Genomic DNA, 17,158 nt, shown 5'->3' on the forward strand with positions numbered 1-17,158 from the left:
GAGGCATGGCCCCCGGTCCCCGGAAGGGAGATCATCATGTGCCGTCCTGGGACGTCTCGCCCAGCACCTTGCGCCGGTAGCCGCGCCAGGTGACTGCCCAGGCGTGCGGGTCGTCGAGCGAGCCCTCACGGTTGCGGTGGACCGGGGCGCGGTGCGGGGAAGTGCGGACGGTGTCCGGATCGTCGTACGCCTCGCGCGCGACCTCCGCCAGGATCGCGGCGTACTCGTCGAGATCGGCGCGGGAGTAGGACTCGGTGGGTTCGAGTGTCATCGGTTCGGGGACGACGTAGGGATGGTGGCTGGTCCAGTAGTGCGTGCCGAAGTCGGCCATGCGCAGCCCGAGGTCCCCGGTGTGCACACCGGTCTCCTCGTTGAGCTGCCGCCAGCTGTAGCGCGCCTGCTCCAGCCGCGGCTGTCCCTCGGCATACGGCAGGGACACCCCGTGGATGCCGAGCACCTTGTGCACCAGGTAGTTGTTGTTCAGCACCGCCGTCTCGGCGACCTCGCGCAGCCCGTCGGCTCCGAGCGCCATGATCCACGCGTACGCCCGGACGAGGTTCGGCACGACGCCGTAGAAGGGCCGTGTCTTGCCGATGGACTCGGGCCGGTCGTCGTCGAGCCGGTAGCGGGTGCCGTCGAACTCCACGGTGGGCCGGGGCAGGTACGGAGCCAGCTCCGCCGTCACGGCGGACGCGCCGGCGGCGGGTCCGCCGCACATGTGCGGTGTGGAGAACGTCTTGTGCAGGTTGAAGTGGCACAGGTCGAAACCGGCGTCGCGGGCTCTGGTGATGCCGAGCAGACCGTTGGCGTTCGCCTGGTCGTAGGAGCAGAGTCCGCCGGCGTCGTGCACCAGGCGGACGAACTCGTCGATCCGCGGGTTGTAGATCCCGGTGTCCTCCGGATTGGTGATCAGCAAAGCCGCCGTCCGCGGGCCGACCGCGGCCCGCAGTGCCTCGATGTCGGGGTAGCCGTCGGCATCCGGTGGCAGTGTGATCACCCGGAAGCCCGCCGTCTTGGCGCACGCCGCGTTGGACGGGTGCGAGAAGGACGTGGTGATGACCTCGTCGCGCGTTCCCGACTCGCCGCGTGCCGCCAGACACGCGCGGATCATCGACACGTTGGCCCAGATGGCCGCCGAGCCCGCGGCCGGCTGCAGGCTGACCCGGTCCATCCCGGAGATCTCCGCCAGTAGGCGTTCCAGCCGGTAGATGATCTCGAGGACGCCCTGGGTCGTGTTCCCGTCCTGGGCGGGGTGCAACTGCGCGATCCGGGGGTCGCGGACAAAGGTGTCGTTGACCTTCGGGCTGTACTTCATCGTGCACGTGCCCTGCCCGACATCGACGTTGAGGTCGGCGCCGAGGTTTTCCTGGGACAGACGCAGGTAATGGCGCAGCACCCGCTGCTGGCCGATCTCCGGGAGTCCCGGCGGAGTGCGGCGCAGCAGAGCCGAGGGCAGGCGTTCGGCAAGATCGCCCGCCGCAGCGGCGACGTCGGGATCCGGGGCCGGCACCAGCACGCCGCGCTCGCCGGGCGCGTCGAGTTCGAAAATGAGTTTCTCGTCCCAGCGGGCCTGGTGGAAGCGGCGTGTCGCCGGCTTGGCGGCGACACGCGCCTGCGCCACGTCCGGTGTGCCGACGCCGGTGGCGTCCCCGTTCACTGCGCGCGTCACTTCACGAGCTCCTCGAGGGCGGTGGCCAGGTCGTCGATGTCGGCCTTGGTGTGGACTTCGGTGACGCAGTAGCGCGATGCTCGTTCGTTCACGGGCGTTCCGCCGTGGATTCCGCGCTCCAGCAGGGACGCGGCGATCTGCGCAGCGGTGCGCTCACCCTGGTACACCACCGTGAAGTCGGCGAAGTGCACGGCCTCCGGGTCGGGCAGGGCGATGCCGGGTACCTCGGCGATCCGCTGCTGGGCGTAGGCGGTGTTGGCCAGGATGGTCTGGCCGATCTCCCGCATGCCGTGCGGGCCCATGAGCGCCAGGTACACCCCGGCGGCTATGCCGTGCAGTGCCGCGGCCGTCCCGACCCACTCGTTGCCCTCTTCCCGCCGCGCGAAGGACGTCCGTTCGTAGGCGACGTCGCCGAAGCCGTACTCGCCGTCCACGCCGGTCGGGACCAGGCCGAACAGCCTGCTGGGGTACTCCGCCACGAGACGTTCGTCGTCGAGGCTGCCGATGAATCCGGCGTGGTTGCCGCCGAAACTCGGGTGCAGGCCCAGCGGTTGCAGGTCGCCGCACGTCAGATCGGCGCCGTAGGAGGCGGGCGGCGCGAGCACACCGAGGCTCAGCGGGTTGACGTCGACCACCGCGAGCGCTCCGCACTCGTGGGCGAGCGTGACGAGTTCGGGTGCGCACGGCTCGATGCGGCCGGAGGCGTCGGGCACCGCCGTGTACACCGCCGCCACGTCACCCGCGGCGAGCTCGGCGCGGACGGCGTCCGGCGAGGCCGGCACGCGCACCAGTTCGTACGCGTCCTGGACGTAGTCATGGATCCGCGACAGCCGGTCGGCCGGGATGTCGCCGGCCAGCACCAGCCGGCGGCGCCCCGTGTACCGGCCTGCCATACGCAACGCGGTCGCGGCGGCCTGGAATCCGTCGTATGTGGGGACGTTGACCACTTCGGTGTCCAGCAGCTCGGCCATCAGCGACTGGTACTCCCACAGTGCCTGGAAGCGGCCGTGGTCCTCGTACGGCTCGCCGGCGTACGCAGTGAGGAACTCGCTGCGGTTGACGACTTCGTCGACCACGGCCGGCACGTGATGGCGGTAACAGCCGTGCCCCAGGAAGCTGCGGCCCGGCCGGACAGCAGTATTGCGGGCCAGCAACTCCTCCATGTGCGCACTGAGTTCGGCCTCTGAACGGAGCGGGGCCGGCAGCGCCAGAGGACCGTCCATGCGCAGGTGCTGAGGTATGGAGACGAGGAAGTCCTCAACGGAGCCCGCGCCGATCTCGGCGAGCATCGCCTCCCGCGCCGGAGGTGACGCGTTGGGAATGTAGGGGTGGGTGGCACGAGGGGGCACGTCCATGCGGCGCCTTCCGGGATTTCGGTCCGATGCCTTGACGAACACTGTGCACTCTGAGTTCTGTATACAGCATTATTCATTCAGAGTGCAGGAGGCAAGTATGAGAGACCGGGACGTGGGAAGCACATCACGTCGCCAAGTGCTGGCCACAGCCCTCTCAGGAGGCGCGCTCCTGGCAGTCGGAGCCACCGGATGCGCCACGGGCGGCGGGGCGCATCCGAAGGCGAAGCCCCTCACGACGGCGTCCGGCGCCGCACCCAAGGGGAAGATCACAATCTGGTCCTGGGACGTGGCGGCGAAGGCGATGACCCGCCTCGGGAAGTCCTTCGAGCAGTCCCACCCCGGCACCACAGTCAAGGTGGTGGACATCGGCTACGACAACGCCTACGACAAGATCACCGTCGGACTCGGCGCCGGCAGCGGGCTGCCGGACGTGATCACCGTCGAAGGCTACAAACTGCCCTCGTACATCGCGGCCTACCCCGACGGCCTGGTCGACATCACCGACAGAGCGGCCCGGTATCGCACCTCGTTCAGCCAGGCCGCATGGGCAACGGTCACCGACACCAGGGGTCACGCCTTCGCCCTGCCATGGGACAGCGGCCCCTGCGGCCTGTTCCACCGCACCGACTATTTCCGCCGGGCGGGTGTCGACCCGGGGGAGCTGACCACCTGGGACCGGTTCATCCAGGCCGGCGTCACCATCAAGGCCCGGACCGGCCACAGGCTGCTGGTCATGGACAGCCGCGAAGACACCACGCTGTCCATGCTGCTCCAGCAACAGGGCCAGGGGTGGTTCAAGGACGGCAGGGTCGCGGTGGACACCCCGGCCGCCGTGCGTGCCCTGACCCTGATGAAGCAGCTCGTCGACCGCGGACTGGTCGACTTCGAGAACGGCTGGGACGGCCTGGTGTCGGCCACCCACGACGGCAAGACGGCGACCACGCCCACCGCGGCGTGGTGGGACGGCACCCTCACCAGCGAGATGCCGGACCTCAAGGGACGCTTCGGTGTCGTGCCGCTGCCCGCCTTCACTGACGGCGGCGTGCAGACCTCCAACTCCGGTGGTTCCACCCTGGCAGTCACCAGCCAGAGCAAGAACCCCGAACTGGCCTGGACCTTCATGGAGTTCCTGCTGGCCGACCCTGCGAACCAGGCGTCGATGCTGCACCAAGAGGGCCTCTTCCCCGCGTACCTGCCGGCCCTTAAAGATCCGTCGCTCAACGACCCCGACCCCTACTACGCCGGCAGCCAGAAGACGATGGCGCTGTTCGCCGGCCTGGTGCGCGACATCCCGCCCGTCCGGTACACAGGTGACGACGCCAAGGCGGGCGACATCATGAACACCGCGGTCAACAAGGTCCTGCACAACGGCGCGGACCCGGCCGGTGTCCTGCACTCGGCGGCACGCCAGATAGCGGCAGCCACAGGCCGCAAGCTGGCGGGCTAGGAACCCCGACATGACAATCACGCCCACCCGGCGGCGGGCCGCGCCCACGTCACGACCGGCTCGCGGATCCGCCCCACGCCGACGGCGCACAGGGCTCGTCGCCTGGCTCTTCGCCGGCCCCGCCGCACTCCTGTTCGCGATCTTCTTCGCCTACCCGCTCGGTGCAAGCCTCTACCAGAGCTTCACCGAACGGCGCGGGGGCGTCGACGTGTGGGTCGGCCTCGCCCAGTACCGCCGCCTGGCGCACGATCCCTCATTCGCTCACTCGATGCTGAACGCGGGCCTCATCCTGACCGTCCAGGTACCGGTGATGATCGTCCTCGCCCTCGTCCTGGCCGTTCTCCTCAACCAGTCCTGGCTCCGCGTGCGGGGCACATGGCGGGCCGTGTACTTCCTGCCCGCAGTGACCACCCTCGTCGCCTACTCTGTCGTCTTCCAGGTACTGCTCAAGACCGACGGAGGCCTGGCCAACCAGGCTCTGCACGCACTCGGCCTCGGCCAGGCGGACTGGTTGAACTCTCCGGGCTGGGCACGCGTGTCCGTCATCGGCTCGATCACATGGCGCTGGACCGGATACAACGCGGTCATCCTGCTCGCCGGGCTCCAGGCCATCGGCAGAGAGCAGTACGAGGCAGCAGCGCTGGACGGCGCCGGCGTGCTCCGGGTGTACACCAGCGTGGTTCTCCCGCAGCTGCGGCCGGTCGTGCTCTTCTGCGTCATCACGTCCTCCATCGGCACACTGCAGCTCTTCGACGAGAACTACGTTCTCACCAGAGGCGGCCCCGGCGACGCCACCCTGACCCCCGTCGTCTACCTCTACAAGATCGGGTTCCAGCAGCTGGACTTCGGGTACGCCGCCGCCATTGCCTGGGTCGTCGTGGCCGTGATCGCAGCCGTCTCCCTGGTCCAGTTCGCCCTCTATGGCCGGGAGCGTGACAGGTGAACCACAAGACCAGTCCGGTGACCGCGCTCCGCCGCACCGCCGTGTATGTCGTACTCGTCGCCGGAGCACTCGTCAGCCTGATCCCCTTCTACTGGATGGCTGTGGCCGGCACCCATACCAGCGACGAACTCTTCCACTCACCGCCGCCGTTCCTGCCCGGCGGAGCCCTACTGCACAACCTGATGGGTCTGCAGCGGTCCATCGGCTTCGGGCGGGTGCTGCTCAACAGTCTGGGCATCGCCCTCGTCTACACCGTCCTCAGCTCGCTGCTGTCGGCGATGTGCGGCTACGGCCTGGCCAAATACCGCTTCCGGGGTCGCGGACTCCTGCTCGGCGTCGTCCTGGCCACCATGATGATCCCCTTGCAGGTCCTGCTCGTCCCGCTGTTCCAGATGATGTCCAGCCTCGGATGGATCGACACCTACCAGGCAGTCGTCCTGCCGTTCCTCGCCAACTCCTTCGGCATCCTGCTCATGCGGCAGAGCTTCCTCGACTTCCCCGACGAGATCCTGGAGTCGGCGCGCATCGACGGCGCCGGCGAACTGCGCACCTTCTACCTGGTCGTCATCCCCACCGCACGCCCTCAGCTGGCGGCACTCATGGTCTACACGTTCATGGCGCAGTGGAACAGCTTCATCTGGCCGCTGCTGATGCTCAACACACAGGACAAGTACACCGTGCCGGTGGCGCTGAACACCCTCACCGGCCTCACCCACGTCGACTACGCAGGCCTGATGCTCGGCTCGCTGCTCGCCACACTGCCGCTGCTGGCCCTCTTCCTGGTGTTCCAGCGCCAGTTCGTCGCCGGCCTGCTCGGCGGAGCTCTGAAGGGATGACCGCCGTGCCGCACACCCATCCATCCGCCTCCCGGCTGCCCGGACCACCGGGCCTGCTGTACGGCGGGGACTACAACCCCGAACAGTGGCCCGAGGAGGTCTGGGCCGAGGACGCCCGGCTGATGGGCGAGGCCGGCGTGACCATGGTCACCGTCGGCGTGTTCGCCTGGGCCCGCCTGCAACCGGCCCCGGACCGATGGGACTTCGCGTGGCTGGACCGTGTGATGGACCTGCTCCACCAACAGGGCGTCGCCGTAGACCTCGCGACCGCGACCGCGGCGCCGCCAGCATGGCTGGTCAGGGCCCATCCCGAGATGCTGCCCGTCACCGCCGACAGCGTGCGGCTGGAGTTCGGCTCGAGGCAGCACTACTGCCCGTCCTCGGCCATCTACCGTGCGGCCGCGACCGATCTGGTCCGAGCGCTGGCCGAGCGGTACCGCGACCATCCGGCGCTCACCCTGTGGCACGTCAACAACGAGTACGGCGACCACGTCACCGAGTGTTTCTGCCCCGAGTCGGCCGCAGGCTTCCGCAGATGGCTCAAGAGACGCTACCGCACGGTGGAAACGCTCAACACGGCATGGGGGACCACCGTCTGGTCGCAGGCATACAGCTCGTTCTCCCAGATCGAGCCGCCGCGCACCGCCCCCGGACCGGTCAACCCCACACACCGGCTGGACTGGCGGCGATACTCCTCCGACGTCCTCCTGGAGTGCTACCGGGCGGAGAAGGAGGTCCTCAACGAGCTGAGCCCCCACGTGCCCGTCACCACGAACTTCATGTCCATGCTCAAGGAGTTGGACTACTGGGCCTGGGCCGCCCACGAGGACATCGTGTCCGACGACTCCTACCCGGACCCGGCGGACCCGAAGGCCCACATCGGCGCCGCCATGAACTACGACCTGATGCGCTCACTGGGCGGTGGGCGTCCGTGGCTGCTCATGGAACAAGCGCCCTCGGCAGTCAGCTGGCGCGAGGTGAACCTGCCCAAGCCGGAGCGGCTGCGGCGGCTGTGGTCCCTGCAGGCGCTCGCCCGGGGAGCCGACGGCATCCTGCACTTCCAGTGGCGGGCCTCGGCGGCGGGACCGGAGAAGTTCCACAGCGCGATGCTGCCGCACCGCGGGACCAGGGCCCGGGGATGGGCACACACCGTGCGGATGGGAGCCGAACTGCGCCGGCTGGCCGAGGTGGGCGGGACCAGACTCGCCGGCCCGGCCGCGATGGTCCTGGACTGGGAGAGCTGGTGGTCCCTGGAGGGGGAGGACCACCCCTCCCGCCGCATGCGCTGGCCGGCTCTGCTCCGCCCCTGGTACGAGGCGCTGTTCACACGCGGCGTCACCGTCGACTTCGTGCCACCCGGCGCCGATCTCGGCGGACGGCGGATCGTGCTCGCACCGAACCTGCACATGGTGGACGACGCGGGTGCGAGGTGGCTGGCGGACTTCGCCATGGCCGGCGGTCACGTGGTGTGCGGACCCTTCAGCGGAGTCGTGGACCGCGACGACCACATCCACCCCGGCGGGCCGCCCGGCCCCCTGGCCCCACTCCTCGGTGTCGCGGTCGACGAGGTATGGCCCATACCCGACGGTGGATGGACGCGCGTGGAGATGAACGGTCTCGGCCTGCGGGCAGCCCTGTGGAGCGAATGGCTCGACCTCGAAGGCGCCGTCCCCGTCGCGTCGTACACCTCCGGTGAACTCACCGGCCTGCCCGCCGTCACCCGCAGGGACCACGGGGCGGGTGCCGCGTGGTACATCGGCTGCCATCTCGGCTCCGGAACAGGCGCCGTACTGGATGTCGCCCTGGCCGCGTCCGGCGCCATCCCAGGCGGCCCGCAGCCGCCGCCCGCACCCGGCGTCGAGGTCACACGCCGGGTGGCCGCCGACGGGACGTCCTACCTCTTCCTCCTCAACCACGGGCAGGACACTGCACACCAGCCCGTCACCGCCCCCGGTGTCGACCTGCTCACCGGCACCGCTGTCGAGAGCTCCCTCACCCTCGCGCCGTCGGACGCCGCCGTCATCCGCACATCCCCGCAAAGGAACCGCACATGAGCCGACTGAGCAGGCGCACTTTCCTCGCCGCGACAGCAGCCGTCGGAACCACGGCCGCGGCCTTCCCACCAGCTGCCTCGGCCGGGGACACCGCCCAACCTACTGGCCGGCCGGGCGGCCCACATGACTACACCAACATCCTTGACCTCCGCGGCGTTCCCGCCGCGGCCCACCCGGGAGACGCCAACGACAACAACCCCATCAACATCTTCGCCGACCTCGGCGCCTGGCACGCCTACGCGTTGCCCACCGAGTCCGACCCGGCCTCGCACGGCGCATTCACCGGCCCGCTGCACATCGCGCAGGAGTACCCGTGGTGGCTGAGCGCCGGATTCAGCCGCCTCCGGCTGAGCGAGTCCGGCCACGACCTGGACCTCTCCGCCGGAGGCAAGCCGGTATTCACCTCATTGCCGGGGGCGCTGCGCCAGGAGTACGACCTCGGGTCGGGTCTCACCGTACGCCTCGACCTGGTCTTTGCCGGCAGCCGCACCGCGCTCGTCCAGGCGCTGCTGACCAACCACGGCGCGGCACGGCGCACCCTGCACGCCTCGTGGACCGGTTCCCTGCTACGCCCTGCGGACGCTCCGCAGAGCTCCGCGGCACACCTCGGAGCAGCACCCGACGGCGTGAGGGTGGACTTCGCCCGGGTGCGCCAGACGTGGGACTTCCTGACCGACGGGACCGAGCGGTTCGCCGTCACGCACCGGCGGCCGGTGCGCACCGAGGTGGACGGCGACACCTACCGGACCGAAACCATCGAACCCGTCGTCCTTAACGCCGGACACACCGCTGCCCTGCACTGGACGGAGACATACACCTTCACCGAGGTCGAGCGAGCGCGAGAAGCCAAGACTGTCGTCCGCGCGTTGGACGAACCAGGGCGGGTCTTCGCCGCGAACGCCGCGCGGTGGAAGGGCTACATCACGCGCGCCGTCGCCGGCGTCCCCGACGAGCGGCGGCGCACCGCGGTCAAGTGCGTGCAGACGCTCGTCACCAACTGGCGCAGTCCCGCGGGCCGTATCCTCCACGACGCGGTCACCCCCTCGCTGTCGTACAAGTGGTTCAGCGGTGTGTGGGCCTGGGACACGTGGAAGCAGGCGGTGGGTACCGCGAGGTTCGCACCGGACCTGGCGGCGGCGCAGATCCGCTCGGTGTTCGACCACCAGATCCCGCACGACTCACCGGTCCGCCCGCAAGACGCCGGGATGGTGCCCGACTGCATCTTCTACAACGACCCCGGCACCGGAGGCGGTAACTGGAACGAGCGCAACTCCAAGCCGCCGCTCGCCGCCTGGTCCGTGTGGGAGGTCTACCGTGCCGGCCGCGACAAGGCGTTCCTGCGCGACATGTACCCAAGACTGCTGGCCTACCACGACTGGTGGTATCGCAACCGCGACCACGACCACGACGGACTCGCCGAATATGGCGCCACCGTGGATCCCGGCAACGACAACGCCGCGAACACCCGGCAGGCGGCAGCGTGGGAAAGCGGCATGGACGACGCCCCGCGGTTCAACGCCAACCTCGGCACCACGGTGGTCACGAACACCTCGCGAACCGACGGCTCCACGCTCGGCTACTCGCTCACCCAGCAGTCGGTGGACCTCAACTCCTACCTGGCCGCCGACAAGCAGTACCTGGCCCACATCGCCTCCGCGCTCCGCCACCGAGACACTGCCCGCACACTTCGCTCCCAGACCGCGGTCGTGCGCCGCGCCGTGTGCTCCACGATGTACGACGCGGACAGCAGCTGGTTCCACGACACGGACCTGGCCCAGGGCACACGTCTCACATCGCGAGGACGCGGTATCGAAGGCGTCATTCCCCTCTGGACGGGCACCGCCACCGCGCGCCAGGCCGCCGCCGTACGCCGCCTGCTGCTGGACCCGGACGAGTTCGCCGCCTTCCTGCCGTGTCCCACCGTCGCACGCAGCTCACCGCACTTCGATCCCGAGGGCTACTGGCGCGGCCTCGTCTGGCTTGACCACGTCTACTTCACGGTCGAGGGCCTGCGGCGCTACGGCTATGAGGACGACGCTCGCGCCATCGTCAGGCGTCTGCTGGCCAATGCCGCGGGGCTCGCCGGCGACGCGCCGATCGCGGAAAACTACCAGCCATTGACCGGGCAGGCCCGCAACTCCACCAACTTCAGCTGGTCGGCGGCGCTTCTGCTGCCCATGCTGACGGTGTGAGAAAGTCCTGCCGGGGCCCGGAGCCGGAAGGCGGCCGGGGCCCGGCAGGACGCCTTGACGGATCAGGAACTCGGCGACACCTGGACCGTCGTGGTCAGGTCGTCGTCGTCCGACTCGTGCACGACACTGATGCGCGTCCCGGTGTCGGGGACCGACACGCCCAGCTGAGGCGCCGCCGCGTCGGTGTAGACGCCGGTGTGGTCGTCGAAGGACGGCACACCCGGCTCGCTGCGGATCCATGTCCGCACTCCGGCTTTGTGCAGCGCGAACGGCGTTGTGCGGTGCAGCGAGAAGGGCGCGTCGAAGCTCTGCGCCCGCGCGTTGACCGCGGTCCCGTCGGCGAAACGGACCTGCGCGGGATGGGCGTCGACCGGAAGGATCAGGCCGTGGCCCGGGTGGTCGGCGGTGTTGTTGTCACTGAAGGCGGTATCCCACAGCCAGACCAGCACTCCCTGCTGGTACGGGTACGTGTCGATCACGTCTGCCTTGCCCGCGACCCCGCGGTGGCCGAAGTTGTACGGGCCGGTGCGCAGGAAGGCGCCGTAGCCGGCGTAGCGGCGGTTCTCCACGAGGTAAGCCCGCGCGTGGTGTTCGACGGCGACCCGGCCCTGCACGATTCGGAAGCCCGTCGCGGTCCAGCCCTGTCCGCCGTTCTCCGCGCCGTCGTTGAGAATCGTGTCGGCGCCCGCGGTGACGCGGACCGCGTCCACCAGGACGCCCTTGCCGTGGGTGTTGCCGTCCGAGGTGACGTGAAAACGCAGCCGGACCTGCTGCCCGGCATAGGCGTTCAGCGGGATGTGCAGCCGCGCCCAGGTACCGGAACTCCCGCTCAGGCCCGGGGTGTTAGCGGTGGTGCTCCCGATCGGGGTGCCGTTGACCGTGCCGCCGAGCGTGGTCCAGGTTTTCCCCGCGTCGACGGACGCCTCCACGGAGAAGAAGTCGTAGCCGGGCTCGGTGTCGTACCACGCGGCCGTGTCGAGCGCAGCGGGTCCGGTGCGGTCTACGAGGTCCACGGTCCGTTCCAGTGTGCTGTCCAGGTTGTCGCCCGTACCGCTCCACCACTGTGCCGTGCCCTGGTACGGGTCGGCGAGATCGGTCTCGCTCCGCCCGTCCGGGAGATGGACCAGGGTCGCCTGCGCGTGCCGGGTGTTGTACGCGCTCACGCCGAGCACATGCCGGGAGCGCGTCGCGGCCTGCGCCTCGTCGTAACCGAGCCACCCCAGCTGAAGTTTGCTGTACGGGTCCAGGTCGCCCGGATACGCGCCGGTAGTGTTGCGGCCGCGGCCCAGGTAGGACCCGGAGGACATCAGCGACCAGAAGTTGACGCTGTTGTCCCCGCCGGTCAGCGGGTACATGTCCGGCAGGCCGAGGTTATGGCCGTACTCGTGGGAGAACAGGCCGACCCCGCTGTTCTCACCGGCCTGCACGTAGTCGTAGACGTACACCCCGGTGTCGCCGACCTGGGCACCGCCGAGCTTCGCGCCGGCCGGGCCGGTCGTTCCCGCGGGGTCGGGGAACTCCCAGGCGCGGTGCGCCCACAGGGCGTCGTCGCCCTGCGCGCCGCCGCCCCAGGTCTGGTCCACGCCGGCGTGCACCACGATCACGTTGTCGAGGTAGCCGTCCGGCTGGCTGAAGTTCCCGTCGTGGTTGGCGTCGTAACGGTCGGTCGTGTCGTACTGGGTGAGCTGCGCCTTGATGTCCGCGTCACTGCGGCCGTTGGCGCGCTGCTGCTCGTACCACGCGTTGACCGCGTCGCCGATGAACTCCTGCGCCTGCGTCCACGCGCCGTTGCCTTGGGGCCCCTTGTCGCTGCCGTAGCGGGCCTCGTTGTAGGGCACGGTCACCCAGTCGCTGACAGTGCCCTCGATGTCATAGCGGCCCGCGGACTGCGTGCGGTAGTAGTTCCGGACGGAGTTGGTGCCGGGCGTGTCGTCGAAGAACATCCTCCGGTAGTAGGACTGGCTGAAGTCCGGTTCCCAGTAGGTGTGGGTGTCGTCGCGGCCGGGTTTGGGGATCTGGCCGTGTCGCGGGCCGGGTGTGCCGCCGTAGCGGACGTGGCCGTTGTAGAGCGTGGTGTCGTCGACCTTGTCGCCGAACTGCGCCAGGATCACGAACACCTTGTCCGTGCGCTGCCGCGCGAGCTGGACATAGTCGTCGCCGATCTTTGCCCGTGCGGGGGCCCTGCCGTCGGAGGCCCGGGCGAGGGTTCCGGCGTTCAGCCGCTGCATGGCCTGTGCTCGCAGGGCCTGCTGGCGGTGCGCCGGCGCGGCAACCGGGGGCTGGGGCGCCTCGGCGCCCGTGCTGCGGTGAGCGGTAGCCGCCGGCTTGGACGGGGGTGTTTTCTCCTGTGCGGCAGCGGGGGAACCGAGCATGGCCGCGGCTATCGCACTGGTGGTGAGCGCGGCCAGGAGTCCGGTTGCGGAGGGTCTGCGCATCTGCAGCACCTTCAGGTCGAGGGCGGTGGACTGATGGCCGGTAATATTTCACATGTCATACTGCTTAACTAGTCTCAAGTGCCGGTGAGGACGAGTCGGTTCATTAACCGGTGGGGTGCGTGCGGCCCGTGAATCCCGAAGCTGCGGTGGCCGGTGTGCCTTCTGCGGCATGCGGGTCGGGCCGCAGGACGGACCCCGCGCTCATGAAGGGCAATCTCTTGGGCGGCCAGGCGTGACCGGCCCTGGAGCGACAGCTCCGCACGTGGCTGGGCCTGATCATCCAATTCGTTGGCCGGACCGCACCCCTCATGAGGATGTGTTGGCATGCGGTCACCGACCGCGGCATCTGGTCCACAGCTGCAGCTCGACAAGGCCCCTACGCCGGCCGCCGCCTGGACGCCCGCGAACCCTTCACCAGCGATACCTGCTAGCCCGAGGTGCATCTGGACTGCCACCCTCCCTTTTCCGGCTAGCTCTACCTCGACGGCTGCTCCAGCAGGACCTCCCCGATGAGCTCCAGCACGTCACCGCGGGCCTCTTGCAAGGGAACTCCGCCACGCTGCTGGGCAATTGAAAACGATATGCACAAAAGGTGGCCTTGCTGCTCTTTAGGGAGATTTTGGGCGCCCATGGTTCCAACTGCTGCTGTTCGCCACGGCGTCAAGCGGCTCATTGCACGCGCGGGGTCTCCTCGGTCCCTAGTCGGTGAACATCGACCGGGCCATGCAGGGCCTCGTACTCACGAAATCTTGTGGCGAGAGCGCGTGAGACGAGGTCTCCTCCAACCGCCGGTGCCGCCGGAGGCGGTTATTGCTCCGATGGCACCGGTGGGTCGGACTGGCCCCTGACCGTGAAGGGTGCTACTCATGCGCCGTCCGCAACTGGCAGAAGCTGCACGCGGAATGACACAATCCGCTGTGCAGGTCGCCAGCCGTGCGATGAACCGGGGCCGCCGGGTGATCGAGGCCGCCGACATCTGGATCCAAGATCATTACTGGGCTGTCGTGATCAGCGTGCTGCTGGTTCTCTGCACCGGAACCGCCCTGCTACTGGAATGGCGGTGGGCGGAGGTCACCGAGTTCGCCCGGCAGATCGCTCCCGTACTGACCACTGTGTCAATCATCGCCAGCACGCTGCTGAGTGTCCTGGCCTGGTTCCGCAGGCGTCGTCACCGGCGTCTCGCCGCGCAGGCCGCGGCGAACTCCGCCAGCAACAGCGGCGGCTGATGGAACGCCGCAGCGAACACCCGGAGCGCCTGCTGCCTGCCGACGACGGCAGACAGCAGGCCTCCGGTCTGCCCAAGGACATGCTGGAGCTTTACGAGGAGCTGCAACCCCGACTGCGCCAGCAGGTGCGCCGGCAACTGGAGCCCTCCTGCGACAGCGTTGACGTCGAATACATACTGCAGAGCGCCTGGGATAAGGCTGTCGAAGCCTGGACCAGCAGCCCGCTCGATCATCGGACGGGACAGCGTGTCCGTCATACTCTCGCACGCGCCATTAGTGAGGCACTCAGCCAGCTTCAGAGCCGGAATGTTCCCGGAACCCCACCCCATGCGCAGACGCAAGCTGACAGACTGCGCCGCTTGCCCCCCGCCCGGCGCCTTGAGGTCGCTGTGTGCTGGGTTGTGGAGGCGACGGCTCAGGTCCTCGGACACTGCCAAGTCGAGACGATGGATGCCGAACGGACCTTTCGCGATCTCGGCCTCGTCACCACGGATCTCCGCCATCTGCGGGAGCAGCTCACACAGATCACCGGGCTGCCTCTCGAGCCGTCGTCGACGAGCCCATCCTCCACACCGAAGTCCGTGGCGTGCCTTCTCCTTGCTCGCCTTACACCTTCCGAGGACGACCTGCCCGAGCCGACCGACCAGTTCGAGGACCTCTACAGAGGCTTCCATCCCCGGCTTCGCCGGTACGCCAGTCACATTCTGGGATCCGGCTACAGCAACGATGTAGACGATGTGATGCAGACGGTCTGGATCGCCGTACTGGGGAACTGGTGCCGAATCCGGCAGATGGAGTACGTCGAGGCGTACCTCTTCAAAGTCACTCGCAACGAAAGCCTGCGGATCCGCCACGCCACCATACGGCGGTACAGCTGTTCCTCTCCCACCGAGGACGTCCGGCTGTTGCAGTTCGCCGAGCACAAGATGCGGCTGCAGCCGGACGAGATCGACCAGGTGCTCCAGAAGGAATGGCTCAGACGCTGCATCGCCGAGGAGATCGCGCCTCACCTCTCCCCGCAACAACTTGCCATCCTGCTCCTAGCAGCGGCGGGACACGGCAACGAGCGCATAGCTGAGGCTCTGGGCGTGGCTCCGGGCACAATCCGTGTGCAGCGCCACCGGTTGCGCCGCAAGCTGCAGGCCGTGCTGCCCCAGGCGTTCTGGAGCAATGGATAGTGCACTGAGGCCCTCGGCGGCCCAGGGCTGCCGAGGGCCTCAGCATGCAGGAGCCGGGCGTCCCTATCCTTTGGCGAGAGCGGGGAGCGCCAGACTCTCCTCCAACCAGTGGCTGGAATCGAGGCAGACACTGACGTAGCTGCCTGTCTCATTGTGCATAAGTGCTGCAGCATACCGAATCGTTTACACCCACAGAGTAAAAGACCTCGGTGGCGCACCGCCCTACAGGCTGTTGAGATCTGGCGTGGCTTGCTTACGGAAGGTGCACTGGCAGAACGACTGGCGCCACAGTGTGGGAAGTTGCTGCCCGGGTCAGGGCTTGGAAGGGACCTCGATGGATTGCGTGCAGGCGTGGCCGCTTCGCAGGTTCGAGCGAGCACGACAGACAGCCCCGAGAAGGTGCTCAAGGTAGGAAGCCTCGCACTCACAGACCACTGCCCGCCATTCCTGCCGCCGGGGGAGGGCCTTCCGGTGATCGGCCTCAACGCAGAGGGGATGGGCTCCGCCCCGATCGGGCGGAGCCCACCCTTTCGACACTGCCTTCTCTCCCTGCCGAGCGCCAGCGAGTACCCGCAGCGAAGCAAGACACTGATGCCAGGCCAGGGCGGCACGCCGGCCTTGTACCCGCTAGGCCGTGTTTTTTGACAGTCGGCTGTGTTTCTCGTCCCGCATCGTGATGGTGTCGGTGTGGGCGAGGGCATCTGATGAGCAGTGGGCTGTGCTGGAGCCGCTGTTGCCTGTCGCGGTGTGGGGGCGGCCGCTGTGGGCCCGGCGAAAGCTGATAGACGGGATCCGGTGGCGGGTACGGACCGGTGCTCCGCGGAGGGATCTGCCGTCGGAGTATGGCCGTGGCAGACGGTCTACGGCCTCTTCGCCGCTGGCAACGCGACGGCACCTGGCCCGGCCTGCTGACCCGGCAGGCCTGGGCGGACCCAGACAGGCTGATCACGTGGGAGGTCAACGTCGACTCCACGACCTGCCGGGCCCATCAGTGCGCCATAGATGTCCGCCGCTACAGCCAGGCCCAGAAGGAATCGTCGGGCGGAAGCGGCGCCGAGCCCGAGGAATACGGCCTGGGCCGGTGTTGGGGGAGGCTCGCCACCAAGATCTATCTGGATTGCGAGTAAGGCCAACGGCCACTGAACTACCGGTCACCGCGGGGCAGCGCGGTGACCGCCCTCAGTTCGCGCTCGTCTTGGAAGGCATCCGGTTGCTCGGCAGCGGACCGGGCCGTCCCCGGCTCCGTCCGGTGCGAGTGCGGGGCGACACGCCTTGCTCCTCTCGTGCCGACCGGGCCTACCTTCAAGAGCGCGATGCACTATCCCGGATGCTGCCGGCCAGGCGGCCAACCGCAAGCGGCGGGGGAAGGTCGGCGGCCAAGCTTCGGCCTTCGACCGCGAGGACAAGGTGTGACCGGCTTGAACTGTCCGTCCCACGTGCCATGCTGACCACGGCCGGGGTCGACAGGGGTGAGGGAGAGGCAACGACGGGGGCTCAATACTTCGGCGCCGACAGCGAGAACGGCGACCGTGTCGATGACCCCTCCGAGGATGCGCTGTTCATGATGATGAGCGACCTCAACGACTCCGACAACACTTTCGTGGTCGTCCAGCCCGACGAGGACGATCCAGTGTGGTTCACCTCAGTGGCCGTCCTGGACGAAGGCGGCTATGAGATCGTCCGCCGTGACACCACCCGCAACGAGCACGAGGTCACCACGGCGATCAGCATCAACGTCATCGCCCGTGACCTAACGGTTTGGGTGGCCGCCCGAGACTTCCACGGACGGCCACCCAGACAGATCAGCACGGTCTAGAACACGG

General features: G+C 68.4%; 12 protein-coding genes and 1 pseudogene. 10 read left to right on the forward strand and 3 right to left on the reverse strand.

Annotated elements, in window-relative coordinates:
- Positions 1 to 34: 34 nt before the first annotated feature.
- Both gcvPB and gcvPA read right to left on the reverse strand, forming a co-directional pair.
- The gene (gene gcvPB / locus AQJ30_RS24025) at positions 35 to 1,669 is read right to left on the reverse strand and encodes an aminomethyl-transferring glycine dehydrogenase subunit GcvPB (protein ID WP_245727049.1); all 1,635 of its coding nucleotides are present in this window, start codon (positions 1,667 to 1,669) and stop codon (positions 35 to 37) included.
- A complete protein-coding gene (gene gcvPA / locus AQJ30_RS24030; protein WP_067237686.1) occupies positions 1,666 to 3,024 on the reverse strand; it encodes an aminomethyl-transferring glycine dehydrogenase subunit GcvPA in 1,359 nt (452 codons plus the stop codon). The genes gcvPB and gcvPA overlap by 4 nt, the downstream gene beginning before the upstream one ends.
- A 286-nt stretch (positions 3,025 to 3,310) precedes the next feature.
- On the opposite strand from gcvPA, the gene AQJ30_RS24035 reads away from it, so the two are divergent.
- From AQJ30_RS24035 to AQJ30_RS24055, 5 genes are read left to right on the forward strand one after another with little or no spacing between them, the layout of a single operon-like run.
- Entirely contained in the window at positions 3,311 to 4,471 is a 1,161-nt protein-coding gene (locus tag AQJ30_RS24035) for an ABC transporter substrate-binding protein (protein WP_159052374.1), read from the forward strand.
- A 10-nt stretch (positions 4,472 to 4,481) separates the two neighbouring features.
- Positions 4,482 to 5,414, forward strand: coding sequence for a carbohydrate ABC transporter permease (locus AQJ30_RS24040; RefSeq protein WP_079084249.1), 933 nt, complete (start codon positions 4,482 to 4,484; stop codon positions 5,412 to 5,414).
- Positions 5,411 to 6,250: a carbohydrate ABC transporter permease gene (locus tag AQJ30_RS24045; RefSeq protein WP_067237692.1), complete on the forward strand. Its 840-nt coding sequence runs from the start codon at positions 5,411 to 5,413 to the stop codon at positions 6,248 to 6,250. Before AQJ30_RS24040 ends, AQJ30_RS24045 begins: the two co-directional genes overlap by 4 nt.
- Positions 6,247 to 8,304, forward strand: coding sequence for a beta-galactosidase (locus tag AQJ30_RS24050; protein WP_067237695.1), 2,058 nt, complete (start codon positions 6,247 to 6,249; stop codon positions 8,302 to 8,304). Before AQJ30_RS24045 ends, AQJ30_RS24050 begins: the two co-directional genes overlap by 4 nt.
- Positions 8,301 to 10,496, forward strand: coding sequence for an MGH1-like glycoside hydrolase domain-containing protein (locus AQJ30_RS24055; protein WP_067237697.1), 2,196 nt, complete (start codon positions 8,301 to 8,303; stop codon positions 10,494 to 10,496). The genes AQJ30_RS24050 and AQJ30_RS24055 overlap by 4 nt, the downstream gene beginning before the upstream one ends.
- 62 nt (positions 10,497 to 10,558) lie before the next feature.
- On the opposite strand, the gene AQJ30_RS24060 is transcribed toward AQJ30_RS24055, so the two are convergent.
- A complete protein-coding gene (locus AQJ30_RS24060; protein WP_245727051.1) occupies positions 10,559 to 12,931 on the reverse strand; it encodes an immune inhibitor A domain-containing protein in 2,373 nt (790 codons plus the stop codon).
- Positions 12,932 to 13,797: 866 nt separating this feature from the next.
- Here AQJ30_RS24060 and AQJ30_RS38505 point away from each other — a divergent pair.
- The 5 genes and pseudogenes from AQJ30_RS38505 (at position 13,798) to AQJ30_RS39495 (ending at position 17,151) form a co-directional block, all read left to right on the forward strand.
- The gene (locus AQJ30_RS38505) at positions 13,798 to 14,157 is read left to right on the forward strand and encodes a hypothetical protein (protein ID WP_159052375.1); all 360 of its coding nucleotides are present in this window, start codon (positions 13,798 to 13,800) and stop codon (positions 14,155 to 14,157) included.
- Positions 14,157 to 15,335, forward strand: a complete 1,179-nt coding sequence (locus AQJ30_RS37190; RefSeq protein ID WP_159052376.1) for a sigma-70 family RNA polymerase sigma factor — start codon at positions 14,157 to 14,159, stop codon at positions 15,333 to 15,335. The genes AQJ30_RS38505 and AQJ30_RS37190 overlap by 1 nt, the downstream gene beginning before the upstream one ends.
- Positions 15,336 to 16,011: 676 nt before the next feature.
- Positions 16,012 to 16,131: pseudogene (locus AQJ30_RS39485) on the forward strand (hypothetical protein); the annotation flags it as partial.
- A gap of 46 nt (positions 16,132 to 16,177) precedes the next feature.
- Positions 16,178 to 16,462: a hypothetical protein gene (locus AQJ30_RS39490; RefSeq protein ID WP_067237709.1), complete on the forward strand. Its 285-nt coding sequence runs from the start codon at positions 16,178 to 16,180 to the stop codon at positions 16,460 to 16,462.
- A gap of 314 nt (positions 16,463 to 16,776) precedes the next feature.
- Positions 16,777 to 17,151: a hypothetical protein gene (locus AQJ30_RS39495; protein ID WP_067237711.1), complete on the forward strand. Its 375-nt coding sequence runs from the start codon at positions 16,777 to 16,779 to the stop codon at positions 17,149 to 17,151.
- Positions 17,152 to 17,158: the final 7 nt, after the last annotated feature.

Source organism: Streptomyces longwoodensis (assembly GCF_001514125.1).
Taxonomy (GTDB): Bacteria; Actinomycetota; Actinomycetes; order Streptomycetales; family Streptomycetaceae; genus Streptomyces; species Streptomyces longwoodensis.